The sequence below is a fragment of the Paractinoplanes maris genome (assembly GCF_023544465.1).
GTDB classification, from domain to species: domain Bacteria; phylum Actinomycetota; class Actinomycetes; order Mycobacteriales; family Micromonosporaceae; genus Actinoplanes; species Actinoplanes maris.
The window spans coordinates 420,465-437,683 of sequence record NZ_JALPVL010000008.1; the positions used below are offsets into that span (position 1 = coordinate 420,465).

General features: G+C 70.6%; 13 protein-coding genes. 8 read left to right on the top strand and 5 right to left on the bottom strand.

The features are described from left to right. Window positions 1–227 precede the first annotated feature (227 nt). Window positions 228–596: a YciI family protein gene (locus NAG42_RS24840; protein WP_250033387.1), complete on the top strand. Its 369-nt coding sequence runs from the start codon at window positions 228–230 to the stop codon at window positions 594–596. A 336-nt stretch (window positions 597–932) separates the two neighbouring features. Then, complete coding sequence (locus NAG42_RS24845; protein ID WP_250033388.1) at window positions 933–2,168, top strand: RNA polymerase sigma factor; 1,236 nt, start codon at window positions 933–935, stop codon at window positions 2,166–2,168. On the opposite strand, the gene NAG42_RS24850 is transcribed toward NAG42_RS24845, so the two are convergent. Both NAG42_RS24850 and NAG42_RS24855 read right to left on the bottom strand, forming a co-directional pair. Further along, window positions 2,142–2,918, bottom strand: a complete 777-nt coding sequence (locus NAG42_RS24850; protein ID WP_250033389.1) for a DUF5995 family protein — start codon at window positions 2,916–2,918, stop codon at window positions 2,142–2,144. The genes NAG42_RS24845 and NAG42_RS24850 overlap by 27 nt on opposite strands. A gap of 168 nt (window positions 2,919–3,086) precedes the next feature. Then, complete coding sequence (locus NAG42_RS24855; protein WP_250033390.1) at window positions 3,087–5,888, bottom strand: helix-turn-helix transcriptional regulator; 2,802 nt, start codon at window positions 5,886–5,888, stop codon at window positions 3,087–3,089. A 218-nt stretch (window positions 5,889–6,106) separates the two neighbouring features. Here NAG42_RS24855 and NAG42_RS24860 point away from each other — a divergent pair, with 218 nt between their 5' ends. From NAG42_RS24860 to NAG42_RS24870, 3 genes are all read left to right on the top strand, one after another. Further along, a complete protein-coding gene (locus NAG42_RS24860) occupies window positions 6,107–6,739 on the top strand; it encodes an adenylate/guanylate cyclase domain-containing protein (RefSeq protein WP_250033391.1) in 633 nt (210 codons plus the stop codon). 150 nt (window positions 6,740–6,889) lie between these two features. Then, complete coding sequence (locus NAG42_RS24865) at window positions 6,890–8,941, top strand: DNA gyrase/topoisomerase IV subunit B (protein ID WP_250033493.1); 2,052 nt, start codon at window positions 6,890–6,892, stop codon at window positions 8,939–8,941. Window positions 8,942–8,957: 16 nt separating this feature from the next. Continuing rightward, window positions 8,958–11,480, top strand: coding sequence for a DNA gyrase/topoisomerase IV subunit A (locus NAG42_RS24870; RefSeq protein WP_250033392.1), 2,523 nt, complete (start codon window positions 8,958–8,960; stop codon window positions 11,478–11,480). 13 nt (window positions 11,481–11,493) lie between these two features. Here the strand turns inward: NAG42_RS24870 and NAG42_RS24875 are convergent, their stop codons facing one another. The 3 genes from NAG42_RS24875 to NAG42_RS24885 form a co-directional block, all read right to left on the bottom strand. Further along, entirely contained in the window at window positions 11,494–12,165 is a 672-nt protein-coding gene (locus tag NAG42_RS24875) for a hypothetical protein (protein ID WP_250033393.1), read from the bottom strand. Beyond that, window positions 12,162–12,809: a hypothetical protein gene (locus NAG42_RS24880; RefSeq protein ID WP_250033394.1), complete on the bottom strand. Its 648-nt coding sequence runs from the start codon at window positions 12,807–12,809 to the stop codon at window positions 12,162–12,164. The genes NAG42_RS24875 and NAG42_RS24880 overlap by 4 nt, the downstream gene beginning before the upstream one ends. 66 nt (window positions 12,810–12,875) lie before the next feature. Beyond that, window positions 12,876–13,244, bottom strand: a complete 369-nt coding sequence (locus tag NAG42_RS24885; RefSeq protein ID WP_250033395.1) for a DUF2203 domain-containing protein — start codon at window positions 13,242–13,244, stop codon at window positions 12,876–12,878. 63 nt (window positions 13,245–13,307) lie between these two features. Here NAG42_RS24885 and NAG42_RS24890 point away from each other — a divergent pair, with 63 nt between their 5' ends. The 3 genes from NAG42_RS24890 (at window position 13,308) to NAG42_RS24900 (ending at window position 17,154) form a co-directional block, all read left to right on the top strand. Further along, a complete protein-coding gene (locus NAG42_RS24890; RefSeq protein WP_438872440.1) occupies window positions 13,308–14,192 on the top strand; it encodes an NAD-dependent protein deacetylase in 885 nt (294 codons plus the stop codon). A 165-nt stretch (window positions 14,193–14,357) separates the two neighbouring features. Continuing rightward, window positions 14,358–15,359: a LacI family DNA-binding transcriptional regulator gene (locus NAG42_RS24895; protein ID WP_250033396.1), complete on the top strand. Its 1,002-nt coding sequence runs from the start codon at window positions 14,358–14,360 to the stop codon at window positions 15,357–15,359. 106 nt (window positions 15,360–15,465) lie between these two features. Further along, complete coding sequence (locus NAG42_RS24900; RefSeq protein WP_250033397.1) at window positions 15,466–17,154, top strand: ABC transporter substrate-binding protein; 1,689 nt, start codon at window positions 15,466–15,468, stop codon at window positions 17,152–17,154. Window positions 17,155–17,219 lie beyond the last annotated feature (65 nt).

Genomic DNA, 17,219 nt, shown 5'->3' on the forward strand with positions numbered 1-17,219 from the left:
GGCGGCGCCGGAGATGCTCGGCCGGCAACGAGACGCCACTTCGCGATCACCCCACCACAGCCCTTGGGTGGGCGGGGGAGGCGGAGGCTCACCAGCACTGCGACGATCTTGGTGGAGAACGGGGCGGCGAATTTCGGCGGGCGATGTCGAGAACGGCGGGGCGGCTCCGACCACACCGCGAAAGCGACGAACGAACGCGACAGTGATCAACGAGAAGGAGCTACCCGATGAAGTACATCGTGATGATGTTCGGTGACGGCGGCGAGATGGCGGCCACGGCCGACCCGGCCTGGGTGCGCGACATGATGACGTTCATGGGCGACTTCAACGCCGAGCTGGCCAAGACCGGCGAACTGGTCGAGGCGCACGGGCTGGCGTTCCCGTCCACCGCCAAAACGATCAGCTATGAGGACGGGCAGGTCGCGGTCACCGACGGGCCCTATGCGGAGACCAAGGAGTCGCTGGCCGGCTTCTGGATCCTCGACGTGCCGGGCGAGCAGCGGGCGATCGAGCTGGCCGGCCGGGTGGCGTTCTGGTCACGCAAGGTCGAGCTGCGCGAGGTCCCCGACGGCCCGCCCGACCACGAGGACGCCTGAGTACACCGCGCCCGCAGCAGTGGCCGAGCCTTGGGCGGAAGCCGGGTGGCCGTAGAAGGTGGGACGGCGGCACGAGCTACATCGGCCGCAAGAGGTTGGGCACTGGCAAGAGCCTGACGCCCGCAAAGGCTGGTCGACAGCACGCGAGCTGCACCGGCCGCAGGAGGCTGGGCAGTAGCAAGAGCTTGACGGCCCGCAAACACTGGTTGGGCGGCAGGAGCTGGATGGCCGCAACGGCTGGGCGTTGGCGGTAGGAGCGGGCGGCAGCAGAGGCTGGGCGTTGGCGGTAGGAGCGGGCGGCAGCAGAGGCTGGGTGTCGGGGGAGGGGTGCGGCGGATGAGTGAGCCTCGGGTGCTGGACGGGCTGTTGCGGGAGCTTGCGCCGCAGGTGCTGGGGGCGCTGGTCCGGCGTTACGGGCAGTTCGACGCGGCCGAGGACGCCGTTCAGGAGGCGCTTTTGGCCGCCACCGTGCAGTGGCCGCACGAGGGCACGCCCGCCACCCCGCGGTCGTGGCTCATCTCGGTGGCCACGCGGCGGCTGGTGGACGAGTTCCGGAGCGACAGCGCGCGCCGGCGCCGGGAAGCCGCCGAGGCGCTGGCCGATGCCGGCGGCGACGCTGCCGACCGGGACGACACGCTGGCCCTGCTTTTCCTCTGCGCCCACCCGTCGCTTTCGCCGCCCTCGCAGCTCGCCCTCACCCTGCGCGCGGTCGGCGGCCTCACCACGGCCGAGATCGCGGCGGCGTTCCTGGTGCCCGAGCCGACCATGGCTCAACGGATCAGCCGGGCCAAGCAGGCGATCCGCCGGAGTGGGCAGGATTTCCCGCCACCGGCCCCGGGCGCCGAGCGGGCCGAGCGCCTGAGGGTCGTACGGCAGGTCCTGTATCTGATTTTCAACGAGGGTTACACGGCCACTGGGGGTCCGGAGCTGCAGCGGGCCGAGTTGACCGGCGAGGCGATCCGGCTCGCGCGGCTGCTCCGTGATCTGGTGCCGGGCGACCACGAGACGGCTGGGCTGCTCGCCTTGATGCTGCTCACCGACGCCCGGCGGGCGGCTCGCACGACGGCCGCGGGTGAGCTGGTGCCGCTCGACCGGCAGGACCGTTCGCTGTGGAGCAAGGAGCGGATCACCGAGGGGGTCGCGCTGGTGTCGTCGACGCTGGGGCGCGGGCCGATCGGGCCCTATCAGGTGCAGGCCGCGATCGCCGCGCTGCACGACGAGGCCGCTTCGGACGCCGAAACCGACTGGGCGCAGATCCTCGCGCTCTACGAGGTGCTCGAGACGATCTCGCCCGGTCCGGTGGTGACGCTGAACCGGGCCGTCGCGGTCGCCCGCACCCGGGGGCCGCTGGCCGCCCTGGCGGTGCTGGGTGACCTGGCCGGCGACGAGCGGATGGCGGGTCATCACCGGCTGGCCGCCGTCCGCGCTCACTTGCTGGAGCAGGCCGGTTTCGCCGAGCAGGCGCGGGAGGCCTATCTGGCCGCGGCCAAGCTGACCACCAGCGGCCCCGAGCAGCGCTATCTGATCGCCCGGGCCGGCCACGAGCTACTGCAGGAACGCCCCGAGGGGTGAGAGCAGCAGCTTGTTGAGGCCGGCAGCGGTCTTGTCGAGGCCCGCGCGCTCGCGGTCGGTCGCCGACATGTCGTGGCGGATGCCCCAGAGCTTCTGGGCGTTGCGCCAGGCCACGTTGCGGGTGTATTCGACGGCTTCGCCCTGCCACCAGTCGTCCAGGCAGCCGTTCATGGTGTCGATCAGCAGCTGCCATTTCTCGAGATAACCCCGCCGCAATCCGGGGATGGCGGTCGCGAAGATGTCGTTGATCTCGAGGTAGTCGTGGTGCTGGTCGCTGTCGTCGATCGGGTCGCTGCCCAGGTGGTCGAACGTCGTCACCAGCGCGAACGGCAGATCGAAGTTGATGTGCGCGTTGACCCCGGCGCAGGCCGACGGCAGCGGCCGGCAGTCCGGCCCGGGGATCCGCTGGAACAGGCACGCCCACACCTCGGGGCAGCGCGGGCTCGTGCCGGCGCCGGCCCACCCGCGCAACGCGTCGAAGTATCGCGCGGCGAACTCCACGTCGAGACGCGACAGGAACGCCGGGTCCTTGAACTTGCCGGCGTACAACCTCTCGAGCACACCTTCGGTGATCGTCAGGTAGAGCTTGTTGAAGTCGCACAGCGGGTTCTCGACCAGCAGCGGCGGCACGTGACCCAGGATCGCCTGCAGCTCCTTGAGCTGCTCGACCACGGCGGGGACGTCGTCGGGGTGGCCTTGCAGGAGATCGGTCATCTCCCGTTGCACAGGTCCCCAGACCGACTGGTTCATCGGTTTTCCCTCCACGAACATCGGCGGAGGGCCCCCAGCACCGCCCGGCGGCGGTGGCCGCCGGGCGGTGCTCCCCCGTGACCACAGACTTCCAAAGCCGACGTATGCGGGGGATCGGTAGATCTACGTATTACCGGTGCGCGATCGCCCGGGAAGATAACGGAATGGTCACGCCGCGGTGAGGAACACCCGGCTGGCCTGCACCCGGGTGCGGACCTGGAGCTTGTCGAAGATGTGCCCGACGTGGACGCCGACCGTGCGCTCGCTGATGAACAGGCGCTCGCCGATCTCGCGGTTGGTCAGGCCCTCGGCCAGCGCGGCCAGCACCTCGCGCTCGCGCTGGGTGAGCAGGCTCAGCTCGTCGGTGTCCTGCGGCTGGGGGAACGGCACTGTCGCGACGTCGTCGGCCAGCGCCACCTTGTAGCGCTGGGCCACCGAGACGATCTCGGCCGCGAACGGCCGCGCCCCCATCGCGATCGCCGTGGCGTACGCCTCGCGCAGCGCCCCGATCGCCACGGCTTTCCGTGACCGGCGCTGCAGGGCGGCCTCGGCCTGCCGCAGACGCGAATACGCCGCCGGGTACGGCTGCCGCCGGGTGTCCCAGGTGGTGGCGGCCTTGGCCCACGGCGCCGGATCCTGCCGGCCCTCGACGCGGCTCAGCTCGGCCGCGCACAGGTCGGCATAGCCGTCGATCACCGCGCGCACCGGCACCGCGGCGTTGCCCACACCGGCCACCATCCGCTCGACCGCGACCTTGAGCCGGCGCAGCGCCCCCGGGTCGACCGGCTGCCCGGCCGCGTGGGCCTCGGCTTCGGCGCGCAGCCCGTGCCAGGCCAGGACGCCGATCAGCACCAGGTCGTCGGAGCGCGTCTCGGTCAGCCCGCGCTGCACCGACGCCCGCGCCGTCGCGTGCTCGCCCTGCCACATGGCCAGCCCGGCGCGCAGCGTGAGCATCGGCAGCACGTGCCGCGCCCCGCCCCCGGCCAGCAGTGTGGCCACCGCGTCGAGGTCGCGGTGGGCCGCCTCGACATCGCCGAAGCCGACCCACAGCTGACACCGCGAGAGCAGCAGCTCGACCGCGTCGGCGCCGGACGGCCGGTGGCGCATCGCGGTCTCGAGCACCGCGTCGGCCTCCGACCACTGCCCGACCCGGAACAACCCCTTGGCCGCGACGGCCAGCAGCCGTGTCTGATAGGTGCGCCCGGCCCCGAGCGAGGCCAGCCGGTCGGCGCCGCGGCGGGCGACCAGCACACCCTCCTCGATGTTGTTGAGCGGGCCGGTCAGCAGCTCGGCCAGGTGCAGATAGGCCACGCCCAGCTCGTCGGGGTGCCCGCTGCGCTCGGCGATGTCGACGGCGTTGCGGATGACGGCGAGCCCGGCGTCCGGGTCCTCGCGGAACGCCGCGCTGAAGCCGAGCGCGGCACTGGCTCGTACGAGATCGGCCGTCGATCCGTTGACCTCGGCCATCTCGAGCGCGTCGACCGCCCGGGCGTTCGCGTCGGCGTAACGGCCGAGGTGGAGCAGCAGCTCGGCCAGGTAGGCCGCGGCCGAGGCGCGCTGGCGCGGGGAGCAGTCGGGCGCCTCGAGAGCGCGCTCGTACTCCGCCTCGGCGGTGGCCGTGCGGCCGGCCGCGGCCAGGTAGCGCGCGCGGCGCAGATGCAGGTCGCACTGGCTGGGCGCGTCGGGCCGGTGGGACAAATCCTCGAGGCGGGACAACGCGCGCAGGTGCTCGCCGCACTGGTGGGCCGACTCGGCCGCGTGGGCCAGCAGCTCGGTGCGCTCGGGGGCGCCGTCGGCGGTCAGCTCCAGCGCGGACGACCAGTGGCGATGCGCCTCGGTGAAGCCGTAGAGCTCCTCGGCCGACCGGGCCGCGGCGACCACCGACGGCAGCGCGCGGCTCGGCTCGCCCGCTTTCTGCCAGTGGTGCGCCAGGCGGGCGTGGTCGGGGGTGGCGCCCGGCTCCTCCAGCGCCTCGGCGAAGCGGCGGTGCAGTGCCGTGGCTTCAGCCGGCAGCACCTCGCCGGCCAGGATCTCGGCCACCAGGCGGTGACGCAGGCGGTAGCCGTCGCCGGCGCTGGCCACGAACCGGTGCGCGACCGCGGCCCGGACCGCCTCGATCAGCTCGGCCTCGGACAGTGGCACGACCCGGGCCAGCACGTCGTGGGCGACCGGCTCGACCCCGGCCGCGATCGCGTGCACCACCGCGTGGGCGGGCGGAGGCAGCTCGGCCAGGCGGGACAGGAAGATCTCGCGCAGGGTGTCGGACAGCTCGGCCCGGCCGTCGCGCAGGTCACGGGCCAGTTCCTCGGCCACGAACGGGTTGCCGCCGCTGCGCTTGTGCACCCGGTCGGCGTCCTCGGGCTCGACCCGGCCGTTGGTGATCGCGGTGACCAGCTCGACCGTCTGGTCGCGGTCGAGCGGGGCCAGGTCGACAACGCGGACGGAACGGAGACGGCGCAGCTCGGCGAGCACCTTGCGCAGCGGGTGGGCGCCCTGCAGTGCCTCGGCCCGCACCGCGGCCAGCACGGCGATCTCGACGCCGCCCAGCCCGGCCAGCAGATAGAGCAGCAGCTGACGGGTGCTGCGGTCGGCCCACTGCAGATCGTCGAGGACCAGCAGCAGGCGACGGTCACCGGCCACCGCGCGCAGATCCTGCGAGACGCGGTCGAGCAGGGCGCCGGCGTCACCGGCCGGCCGGACATTGTGGTCGAACTGCCGCAGGGCCTGCAGAACCGGGTGCAGGGGAGAGGCGTCGCCGATGTCCAGGCAGGTGCCGGACAGCACGGCGAAACCCGCGTCGCGCATCGCCCCGGCGGTCTCGCGCAGCAGACGGCTCTTGCCGACTCCGCTCTCCCCGGTGACGAACACCGCGGAGGTGCCTCCGGGCCCCGCGTTGCGCAGGTCGGACTGGACTTGGCTCAACGTGTCGGCTCGTCCGACAAGCGGCCCGTCCTCCTCCTCGCTGGCCATGGTGGTCACCCTAGTGCCCATCGACCCGGCCCGTTGTCGGCGGTTCGGTCTGATCTGGGTCACATGACTGACCGGTATCAGCGCGCACCTCGGCGCAGTCCTTAGAGAGACGCGTAGTGCTGCGCTGTCGGAGATACGTCGTTCTGCTGATCCGCTTCTCGACAGCGGCTGGCACCGTTCTCCCGGGGCACAGCAGGAAACTGGGGGAGCGTGAAGACATGACCGCAATCGCTATGGCGGAGCAGGAGCGGCGTCAGACCGTCACCGTCCTGTTCATCGACATCGTGGGCTTCACGTCCCTGGTCGACGATCTGGACTGCGCGGTCGTCCGCGCCCTGCAGCGGGACTACTTCGGCATCGTGTCCGACGTGGTCCGCGCGGGTGGCGGAGTGGTGGAGAAATACGTCGGGGACGCGGTGATGGCGGTGTTCGGCACCGGCACCGGCGGCTTCGGCGCGGAGGCGGCCGCTTCGGCGGTCAAGGTGGGCCTGTCGGTTCAGGAGGCGTTGAGGGGGCAGCTCCTGGCCGGCAGGTTCGCCGTCCGCACCCGGGTGGGTCTGGCCACCGGCGACGTGATCGTCGACGTGGCGGCGGCCCGCGACTTCGGGCAGGCGATGATCAGCGGCAGCGTGGTCAACACGGCGGCGCGCCTGCAGGCGTACGCCCCGCACGACACCGTGGTCGTCTGTGCCGAGACCCAGGCGGTCACCGACCGCCTGATCGCCTATCAAGAGCTTCCCCCCGTACGGGTGTCGGGCAAGCCGCGGCCGCTCGACCTCTGGCGCGCGCTGGCCCCGCAGGGAGCCCGGGCGGCCACCCGTCACCTGTGGGCGGTGCCGGCGGCCGCTTAGACGGGTGTTGTAGCTCACCAACCGTATCTTTTGTCCGAATTATCGGTTCACAGGTGGCCGCTCCCGGCTCGGTTGACCAGAAGTGTCGGAGGGTCCCGGTAGGCTCGCCGCGACTTGACCACCACCTGGGCCGATCGGGAGTGCCACCTCGTGACCGCGGAGATCCTGTACGGGGCTGATGACCTCACGCACCTGGAGGGGCTGGACGCCGTCCGGAAACGCCCGGGCATGTATATCGGCTCGACCGACAGCCGGGGCGTCAACCACCTCGCCAACGAGATCATCGACAACGCCACCGACGAGGGCGTGGGCGGCCACGCCGCCAAGGTCGCGGTGATCCTGCACGCCGACGGTTCGCTGCAGGTCGACGACGACGGCCGCGGCATCCCGACCGCCGTCAACACCAAGTCCGGGCTCAACGGTGTCGAGCTCGTGCTCACCCGGCTGCACGCCGGCGGCAAGTTCGGCGGCTCGGGCTACAAGACCTCCGGCGGTCTGCACGGCGTCGGCGCCTCCGCGGTCAACGCGCTGTCCACGCGCTTCGACATCACCGTCAAGCGCGACGGCAAGGTTCACGAGATGTCGTTCCAGCGCGGCGTCCCGGGCTCGTTCGACGGTCCCGGCCCGCAGGCCCGTTTTCATCCCGAGTCGGGCCTGCGCGTCGTCCGCAAGATGAAACGCGGCGAGCCCACCGGCACGTCCATCCGCTATTGGTATGACGCCCGCTACTTCGAGACCGGTGCCCGGCTCGACGTCGACGCGGTGCGGGCCAAGCTGCGCAACACGGCTTTCCTCGTCCCCGGCGTGATGTATACGTTGCGCGACGAGACCGCCGAGGAGACGACGAACGAGACCTTCCACTTCCCGCACGGTCTCACCGACATGGTCGAGTTCCTCACCCACGCCGGTGACAAGCCGGTCTCGGGCATCCTGCTGGTCGACGGCGAGGGCACCTACAAGGAGAACGCGGCCGACGCCAACGGCGTGATGCAGTCCAACGTCGAGCGCCGGGCCGAGGTCGAGATCGCCTTCCGCTGGGGCACGGGTTACGAGCGCACCATCGAGTGCTTCACCAACACGATCCGCAACACTCACGGCGGCACCCACCGCAAGGGCTTCGAGCGCGCCCTGGTCCGCGCACTCACCGACGCCATCCGCAACACGCGCGGCCTGCTCAAGCCCAAGGAGGACCCGCCCGTCCTGGACGACCTGCTCGAGGGCCTGACCGCGGTCATCCACGTGCGGGTCCCCGAGCCGCAGTTCACCTCGCAGACCAAGGACGAGCTGTCCACCGCCGGCATCACCCGGGTGCTCCAGGGCCTGGTCGAGGCGCACATCAAAGAGTGGATCGACGGCCGCAAGACCAAGGCCGAGGCCCGCACGGTCCTGCAAAAGGTGGTCGACGCCGCCCGCGTCCGGCTCACCCAGAAACAGCAGAAGGACGCCGCCCGCCGCAAGACCGCGCTCGAGGGCGCCTCGATGCCGCCCAAGCTGGTCGACTGCCGGGCCACCGGCATCGCCCGCTCCGAGCTCTACATCGTCGAGGGTGACAGCGCGCTCGGCACCGCCCGGATGGCCCGCAGTTCGGAATACCAGGCCCTGCTGCCCATCCGCGGCAAGATCCTGAACGTGCAGAAGGCGTCGCTGCAGCAGGTGCTCGACAACGCCGAGTGCTCGGCCATCGTGCAGGTGCTGGGGGCCGGCTCGGGCCGCACGTTCGAGCTGAGCGCCATGCGCTACGGCCGCGTCATGATCATGGCGGACGCCGACGTCGACGGCTCGCACATCCGCACGCTGCTGATCACCCTGTTCGCGAAATACATGCGCCCGGTGATCGAGCAGGGCCGGCTGTTCGCCGCGATGCCCCCGCTGCACAAGGTGGTCACCAAGGGCCGCAACTCGCAGACCATCTTCACCTACACCCAGCAGGAGATGGACACGACCGTCAGCCGCATCGAGCGCGGCGGCGGCGCGGTCAACAAGCCGGTCAGCCGGTTCAAGGGCCTGGGCGAGATGGACGCCGACGAGCTGTGGGACACCACGATGAACCCGGCCACCCGCACCGTCCGGCGGATCACGCTGGACGACGCCGAGCGCGCCGAGGCCACCCTCGAGCTGCTGATGGGCGAGCGGGTCGAACCGCGTAAGAACTGGCTGATCGAGGCGGCGGGCCGCATCGACCAAGAGACGATCGACGCCTGAGAGGCCGTAAGCAGAGATGGCACGTCGCAAGAACACCGACAATCGCGTCGACCTGTCCGCTTTCGACCAGGCCGGCGCGCGCGTCATCGACAACCCGCTGACCACCGAGGTCGAGGACTCCTACCTGGAGTACGCGTATTCGGTCATCCACTCGCGGGCCCTGCCCGACGCCCGGGACGGCCTCAAGCCCGTCCACCGCCGCATCCTGTGGTCGATGTCCGAGCAGGGCCACCGCCCCGACCGCGCCTACGTCAAGTCGGCCCGCGTCGTCGGCGACGTGATGGGTAAATATCACCCGCACGGCGATGTCGCCATCTACGACGCGATGGTGCGCCTGGCCCAGGACTTCTCGCTCAACGCGCCGCTCATCGACGGGCACGGCAACTTCGGATCCCCGGACGACGGACCGGCCGCCTCCCGATACACCGAGGCCCGCATGTCGCGCGAGGCGATGTTGCTGGTCGGCGAGCTGGGCGAGGGCACGGTCGACTTCAAGCCGACCTACGACGGCTCCGACCTCGAACCCAAGGTGCTGCCCGCCGCCTTCCCCAATCTGCTGGTCAACGGCACGTCGGGCATCGCGGTGGGCATGGCGACGAACATGATCCCGCACAACCTGGGTGAGGTGGTGGCGGCCGCCCGGCATCTGATCACCGACCCCGAGGCCGATCTCGACGCGCTCATGCGGTTCGTGCCCGGGCCCGACCTGCCCACCGGTGGTCAGCTGCTCGGGCTGGACGAGGTGCGGCGGGCGTACGAGACGGGCCGGGGCGTCGTGCGCATGCGGGCGCGGGCCCAGACCGGTCCGCTCGAGGGCGGGCGCGGGCGCCAGGCCATCACCGTCACCGAGCTTCCGTACGGAGTGGGCACCGAAAAGATCATCGAGGCGATCACCGACGAGGTGAAGGGCAAGCTGATCGTGTCGGGGCCCAAGCGGGGCCAGCGCCAGGCGGCCCGCCTGCAGGGCATCGCCGACGTCAAGGACCTCACCGACCGCGAGCACGGCACCCGGCTGGTCATCGAGTGCAAGGTCGGCGTCAACCCGCAGGCCCTGCTGGCCGACCTCTACCGCCTGACCCCGCTCGAGTCGTCGTTCGGCATCAACAACCTGGTGCTGGTCGACGGTCAGCCCCGCACGCTCGGGCTCAAGGCGCTGCTCGAGGTCTTCGTGCAGCACCGCTACGACGTGGTCACCCGGCGCACCGAGTTCCGCCGGACCAAGCGCCAGGACCGGCTGCACCTGGTCGACGGCCTGCTCATCGCGCTGATCGACATCGACCGGGTGGTCGCGATCATCCGGGGCAGCGACGACGCGGCCTCGGCCAAGGCGTCCCTGATGAGTGAGTTCAGCCTGTCCGACATCCAGGCCACCTACATCCTGGACACCCCGCTGCGGCGGCTCACCCGCTTCGACCGCATCGAGCTCGAGACCGAGCAGGAGCGCCTGCGCGGCGAGATCGCCGAGCTGTCGCGCATCCTCGACAACTCCGACGTGCTCAAGCAGGTCGTGTCGGACGAGCTGGCCGAGGTGGTCAGCGAGTTCGGGGCGCCCCGGCGCACGACGCTGATCGACGGTGACCTCAAGGAGGTGCTCGCCGCGTCCGCGCCCGCCGGGCCGCTCGAGGTGGCCGACGACCCGTGCCAGGTGATCCTGTCGGCCACCGGGCTGATCGCCCGCACGGCGGCCGAGAGCGAGGAGGCCACCGAGGCCCGGCGTCGTTCGGGGCGGGTCAAGCACGATGCCGTCCGCGCGGTGGTGCACTCGACCGCGCGGGGCCGCATCCTGCTGGTCACCAACCGGGGCCGGGCGTTCAAGACCGACGTGCTCCCGCTGCCGGTGCTGCCCGAGCAGTCGGGCACCGTGTCGATCCGGGGCGGCATGTCGGCGTCCGAGCTGATCCCGCTGGAGAAGGGCGAGAAGGTCGTCGGCCTGGCCCCCCTCACCGCGGGCGACTCGCCGGGCATGGCGCTGGGCACCCGCCAGGGTGTGGTCAAGGTGTGCGCCCCCGAGTGGCCGGTGCGCTCCGACGAGTTCGAAGTGATCACGCTGAAGGAGGGCGACGAGGTGCTGCAGGCCTCGTGGCTGACCGACGGCTCCGAGGCGCTGGTGTTCGTCACGTCGGACGCGGCGCTGTTGCGCTTCCCGGCCAAAAATGTGCGGCCGCAGGGTCTCAAGGGCGGCGGCATGGCCGGGGTCAACGTCGCGGCCGGCGCCGAGGTTGTCTCGTTCAACGCGGTGGCCACGGCCGACCACGACCACGGTGAGCCGATGGTTGTGACGTCGACCGGCACCCAGGTCAAGGTGAGCCCGTTCTCCTCCTACCCGGCCAAGGGCCGGGCCACCGGCGGCGTACGGGTCCAGCGGTTCCTCAAGGGCGAGACGCGGCTGACGGTGGCCTGGGTCGGCCCGCGCCCGGTCGGTTCGAGCGCGACGGGCGACCCGATCGACCTGCCCGGTCCGGACGCCCGTCGCGACGGCTCGGGCGAGGCTGTGCTCATGGGCCCGCAGATCATCGGCCACCTGATCGAACGCGGCTGAGCACGAAAAGCCGTCAGGATTCGACTCTCGGCCCGGCACTCGACGTGTCCGGGCCGAGGTCGAGCAGGCGGACGACCCGCAGCGCGCCGTCGACGACCTGGTCGGCCAGCTCGGGGGAGACCCAGGCGTCCCGCGCCTCGACCGTGTAGAGCTCGTCGCCGCGTACGGTCCAGGTCGGGATGTCGCCGGCCAGGTAGGCCTCGAGCAACGCCGGCTGTTCCAGGCGGGGTGAGTCACCGACCGGCTCGAAGGCGTGGTGCAGCGCCATCGGCGGTTCTGGCTGGGGCAGGCGAACCACGACCAGCGCCCCCGAGCCTTTCGGCTGCAGGATCATCCCGTCGAAGGCGTCGCCTCTCCACCGCACCTCGGCGAAAGTCACCAGCAACCCGCCGGTCTCGCGCTGCCAGGCCCGCCGGACCTTGACCGTGCCGCGCGGCTGCCCCGGCCAGGGCCACGCCCGGCCGTCCGGATCGATCGGGGTCCACTCGCGGTGGGCGGCCCACCGGCGCAGGTGCCGGCGGTACCTCAGCCGGGCGAGCAGATATCCGCCGCCCGCCACGGCCACCAGGCCGACCGCGGCGTAGGCGCTGGACCAGTCGTCGCGCCGGGTGAGGGCCTTGACCAGGAGCAGGCTCAGATAGATCAGCGCGAACCACAGCACCCACCAGCGCCGGCGCATCGTCATCCGGCGGCCGCCAGGGGGCGGTCGGGGCCGACGTCGAGCAGCCGGACGACGAGCAGGGCCCGTCGCACCGCCCGGTAGACCTCGCCGGGCTCGAAGGCGCTCTGCCGGGGCTCGACGGTGAACAACACGGTGTCGCGCACCGTGAACGGCGGGATCTCCATGATGCGAAATGCGTCACGCAGTGCGGCGTGCTCGAGCCGGGGCGAGTCACCGATGAACGAGTACGGCAACCGGGTCGCCATCGGCGGCTGGGTCTGTGGCAGTCCGACCACCACGAAGGTGCCCCGGTTGTCCCGGTCGACGACCGCCCCGGCGAAGGCCCCGCCCCACCATCGGATCTCGCCGAAGGTCACCGCCAGCCCCTCGATGTCGCCGCTCCAGGCCTGGGTGACCCGGCTGCCCCCCTGCAGGTGCAGGTTCTCCCACGGCCACTCGTGCGCCTTCGGGTCGACCGGCGAGCAGCCCATCGCGGTGGCCCAGCGGGACATCGCGCGCAGCGACAGCCCGCTGAAGACCGAGTACGCGCAGAACGCGACGAACATCAGGCCCAGCGCGATCAGGCACGGCGACCTGGTCAGGAAGAGCAGCGCCGCGGCGAGGGCGGACCAGCCCGCGTGCAGCCAGCACTTCAATTCGACGCGCATCGACGTCAGGGTAAGCCGCGATCGCCGGCGATCGAAAGGTCGCCGGCCCCCCGAAGATCGCCGGCCTCAGGAAGGCAGCCGGCGCCGCCCGGCGAAGCCCAGATCGGGCCGGTGATACCAGCCCAGCTCGGCCTCGCCCTCGAGCCAGCAGAGGTCGACGTCGACCCCGTCGAGCTCGCCCGGGAAGTCGATCAGCAGCGGCGCCAGGCTCTTGAGCACGGCCCCGGTCTGCTGCACCTCGGTCATCAGGTCGTCGAGGCGGGCGGTCGTCGCCTTCCACTCCGGCAACCCGCCCAGCGGTGTCGGCGGCCCACCGGTCACCCCGATCACCGCGCCGAGCTCGGCCGCGTCCGCGCGCAGAGCCACGATCTCTTCCAGTACGGGCCGCAACCGCTTCAGTTCGTCCCGCGCCTCACCCAGCGTGAACAACCCCATGCCACTGAGAGTGCCAGCTCCGCCCGGCTACGCCAAGGTCATCCCGGCTGAGAACCGGCAACGATGGGCGCGGCGCCCGCGACGAGGGACCATGGTTTCGTGGACTTACAGGTGGTGGAGCAGGTGGCCGAGCTCGGTGCGTGGATGGCCGAGGGCGGCGTGGTGGTGCTGAGCGGTGCGGGGCTCTCCACCGATTCCGGCATCCCGGACTATCGCGGCCCGTCCGGGTCGGCCCGTCGCAGCACTCCGATGACCTACCAGGCCTTCACCCGTGACCCGATCGCCCGCCGCCGCTACTGGGCGCGGTCGCATCTCGGCTGGCGCACGATCGGCGAGGCCTCGCCCAACGACGGTCACCGCGCGGTCGCCGCCCTGCAGCGCTGCGGCGCGGTCGGCGGCATCATCACGCAGAACGTCGACGGGCTGCACCAGGCGGCCGGGGCCGGCGACGTCGTCGAGCTGCACGGCAACCTGGCCCGCATCATCTGCCTGGAGTGCGGCGAGCTGACCGCCCGCGAGCTTCTGGCCACCCGCCTCGACGAGGCCAACCCGGGGTTCGACGCGGCCGCGGTCGCCATCAACGCCGACGGTGACGCCGAGCTCGACGACACCGATCTCGACCAGTTCACCGTGGTCGACTGCCTGAGCTGTGGCGGCCTGCTGAAGCCGGATGTCGTCTACTTCGGCGAGACGGTGCCCCCGGAGCGGGTGTCGCGCAGCTTCGCGCTCGTCGGCACCGCCCGTACGCTGCTGGTTCTCGGCTCCTCCCTGACGGTGATGTCGGGCCGCCGCTTCGTGTTGCGCGCGGTCAAGGACGGCATCCGGGTCGCCATCGTCAACCGCGGGGTCACTCGCGGCGAGCCGTACGCGGGGCTGCACATCGATGCCCCATTGGGCATTGTTCTGCCGCACCTGGCCGCCGAGTTGTCCGCACCGGTCCACATTTGACCGGCGCGAAACCGGGCCTGTGCCCCCGTGTTATCGCACTGAAACTTAAATAATTCAGGGGTCCCGTTGACGTGACCGGCCTCACTGGCGTTAACTGCCGAAACCGCTTCCGAAACCGGTTCCGAAATCCGGCCGCAATGAAGTGGTGACACGTCAGGAGGACCAGTGCCAATCACCATCGCCGATGTGGCGGCCCGGGCGAAGGTCAGCAAGACGACCGTGTCCCGGGTGCTCAACGGCAAGGGTGAGCTGGACGAGTCGACGGCCGCGCGGGTCCGCGCGGTGATCGACGAGCTGGGTTACGTGCCGAGCTCCCGGGCCGTCGGGCTGGCCCGCGGGCGCACCCGGGTGGTCGGCATGCTGGTCCCCTCGCTCACCTGGCCGTGGATCGGCGAGGTGATCCAGGGGGCGGTCGACGTGCTCGAGACCGAGCGCTACGGCCTGCTGCTGTTCACCTGCAACCGGGGTGAGGAGTCGATGCGCCAGTTCGGTGCGCAGGTGTCGGCCAAGTCGTTCGACGGCCTGCTGGTCATCGAACCCGAGGGCACTCTCGACTACATCGCCACGCTGCACCGCCGGGGCCTGCCGGTGGTGCTCATCGACGACCGTGATCAGACCTCCGGTGAGATCCCGAGCGTCGGCACCACCAACCACGACGGCGCCGGATCGGCCGCCCGGCACCTGCTCGAGATCGGGCGCACCCGGCCGCTGGTGATCTCCGGACCCGAGCGGTTCGGCTGCACCCAGCAGCGCCACGCCGGCTTCGCCTCGGTGTTCGCCGGTGCGGGCCACCCGATCGACGCCGACCGGCAGTTCCTGGGCGACTTCACCTTCGCCCTGGGCGCGGACGCGGTGCACTCCGCGATCAAGGCCGGTGTGGAGTTCGACTCCGTGTTCGCCCACAACGACCTCGCCGCCATCGGTGCGATGCAGGCGTTGCTCGACACCGGCCGCCGCGTCCCGCAGGACGTGGCTGTGGTCGGCTTCGATGACATACCGACCGCGGCGCACACCCAGCCGCCGCTGACGACCGTGCACCAACCGTTGCGCGAGATGGGTGAGGCGGCGGCTCGTACGCTGCTCGCCCACTTCGAGGGCACACCCCTGCCCAACCGCCCCACCGTCATCCCCACCACCTTCACCACCCGCCCCTCCACTGTGGCTTAACCACGAAAGCAGACCCGGGGCCGGCCCGCGATCAGGGCCGGTGCCGCGATGGCGCACGCCCTTACACCTCTCATTGAAACCCAGCACATCCGAGGAGATTTTCGCGATGCAGAGAAGGAAACTGTTCGCGGTCGCCGTGGCGAGCGTGCTCGCCACGGGCGGTCTGGCCGCGTGCGGCGACTCGCCCAACGCCGACAATGCCAACAACGCGAACAAGTCGTCGGTCGACTTCCTCAAGATCGGCATGCCGAACGGGACGCAGACCGAGAACCACAACCCCTTCGCCGGCACCTCCTCGGCGAACGCGCTGGGTTACAAGTGGATGATCTACGAGCCGCTGACCCAGTGGAACCCGGTCCGCCCGGCCGAGCCGGCCGTGCCGTGGCTGGCCAGCGGCGTCAAGTGGGCCGACGACTACAAGTCGGCCGAGGTCACCGTTCGTGACAACGCCACCTGGTCGGACGGTCAGAAGCTGACCGCCGAGGATGTGGCGTACACGTTCGGCCTGCTCAAGGGCAACGAGGCGCTCAACCAGAACGCCATCCCGTTCGACCAGATCACGGTGGCCGGCAACGTCGTCAAGGTGACGTTCAAGACGCCGCAGTTCGTCAACCAGAACAAGATCATGGCGAGCACCCCGATCGTGCCCAAGCACGTCTGGGAGAAGATCGCCGACCCGGCGACCGACGTCAACAAGAACCCGATCGGCTCGGGCCCCTACACCCTGAAGTCCTTCACCCAGGCCGGCGTCACGCTGTCCGTGCGGCCCGAGGGCTACTGGGGCACGGTTCCTCAGGTCAAGGAACTGCGGTACGTCTCCTACGCCGACAACAACGCCCAGGGCACCGCGCTGGCCAACGGCGACTCGGAGTGGTCGTTCGTCTTCCTGCCGAACCCCAAGGCGACGTTCATCGACAAGGACCCGGAGCACCACAAGGTCTGGGCGCCCGGCGTGCTCGGCATCCACGGCCTCTACATCAACACCACGGTCAAGCCGTTCGACGACGTGAAGCTGCGCCAGGCCATGAACATGGTCATCAACCGCGCGGACATCTTCACCCAGGCCGAGGCCTCGTACTTCCACCCGGAGATCAAGAGTGTGACCGGCCTGCCGCCGGGCGCCGGTGACGCGTTCATCGCTCCGGAGTACAAGGGCAAGGAGTTCTCGAACGACGTCGCGGGGGCCAAGGCCCTGCTGCAGAGCGCCGGTTACAAGCTGAACGGCAAGGTGCTCAGCGACCCGTCCGGCAAGCCGGTCAAGATCAAGCTCAGCGACCCGGCGCCGTGGTCGGACTACCAGACCTCGCTCGAGATCATCAAGAGCAACTTCGCCGAGATCGGCATCGCCGCGACCGTCGAGAAGCCCAACCAGGACGTCTGGGACAAGAACGTGCAGACGGGTGCCTTCGAGGCCTCGATGCGCTGGACGAACGGTGGCGCCACGCCGTACGACATCTACCAGACCGTCATGGACGGTGACCTGATCAAGCCGATCGGCACCGCCGCTCAGCAGGGCAACTTCGGCCGCTTCAAGAGCACCGAGGCGACCGCCGCGCTGACCGCCTACAAGAACGCCACCAGCGACGAGGCCCGCACCACGGCGATGAACCAGATCCAGAAGGTCTTCGTCGAGCAGGCCCCGATGTTCCCGGTGGGTGCCGACAACGTCGGTGCTGCCTACAGCGACAAGAACTGGACCGGATGGCCGACGGACGCGGACCCGTACTCGGGTGCGCAGCCGACCCAGCCGTACGTGTCGCTGCTCATCGGCAAGCTCAAGCCCGCCAACTCCTGATCGTGGTCGCCGCTCCCGCCCGTGCCGCCGGGCGGGAGCGGCACCCGCAGGTCCACCCCCCACTG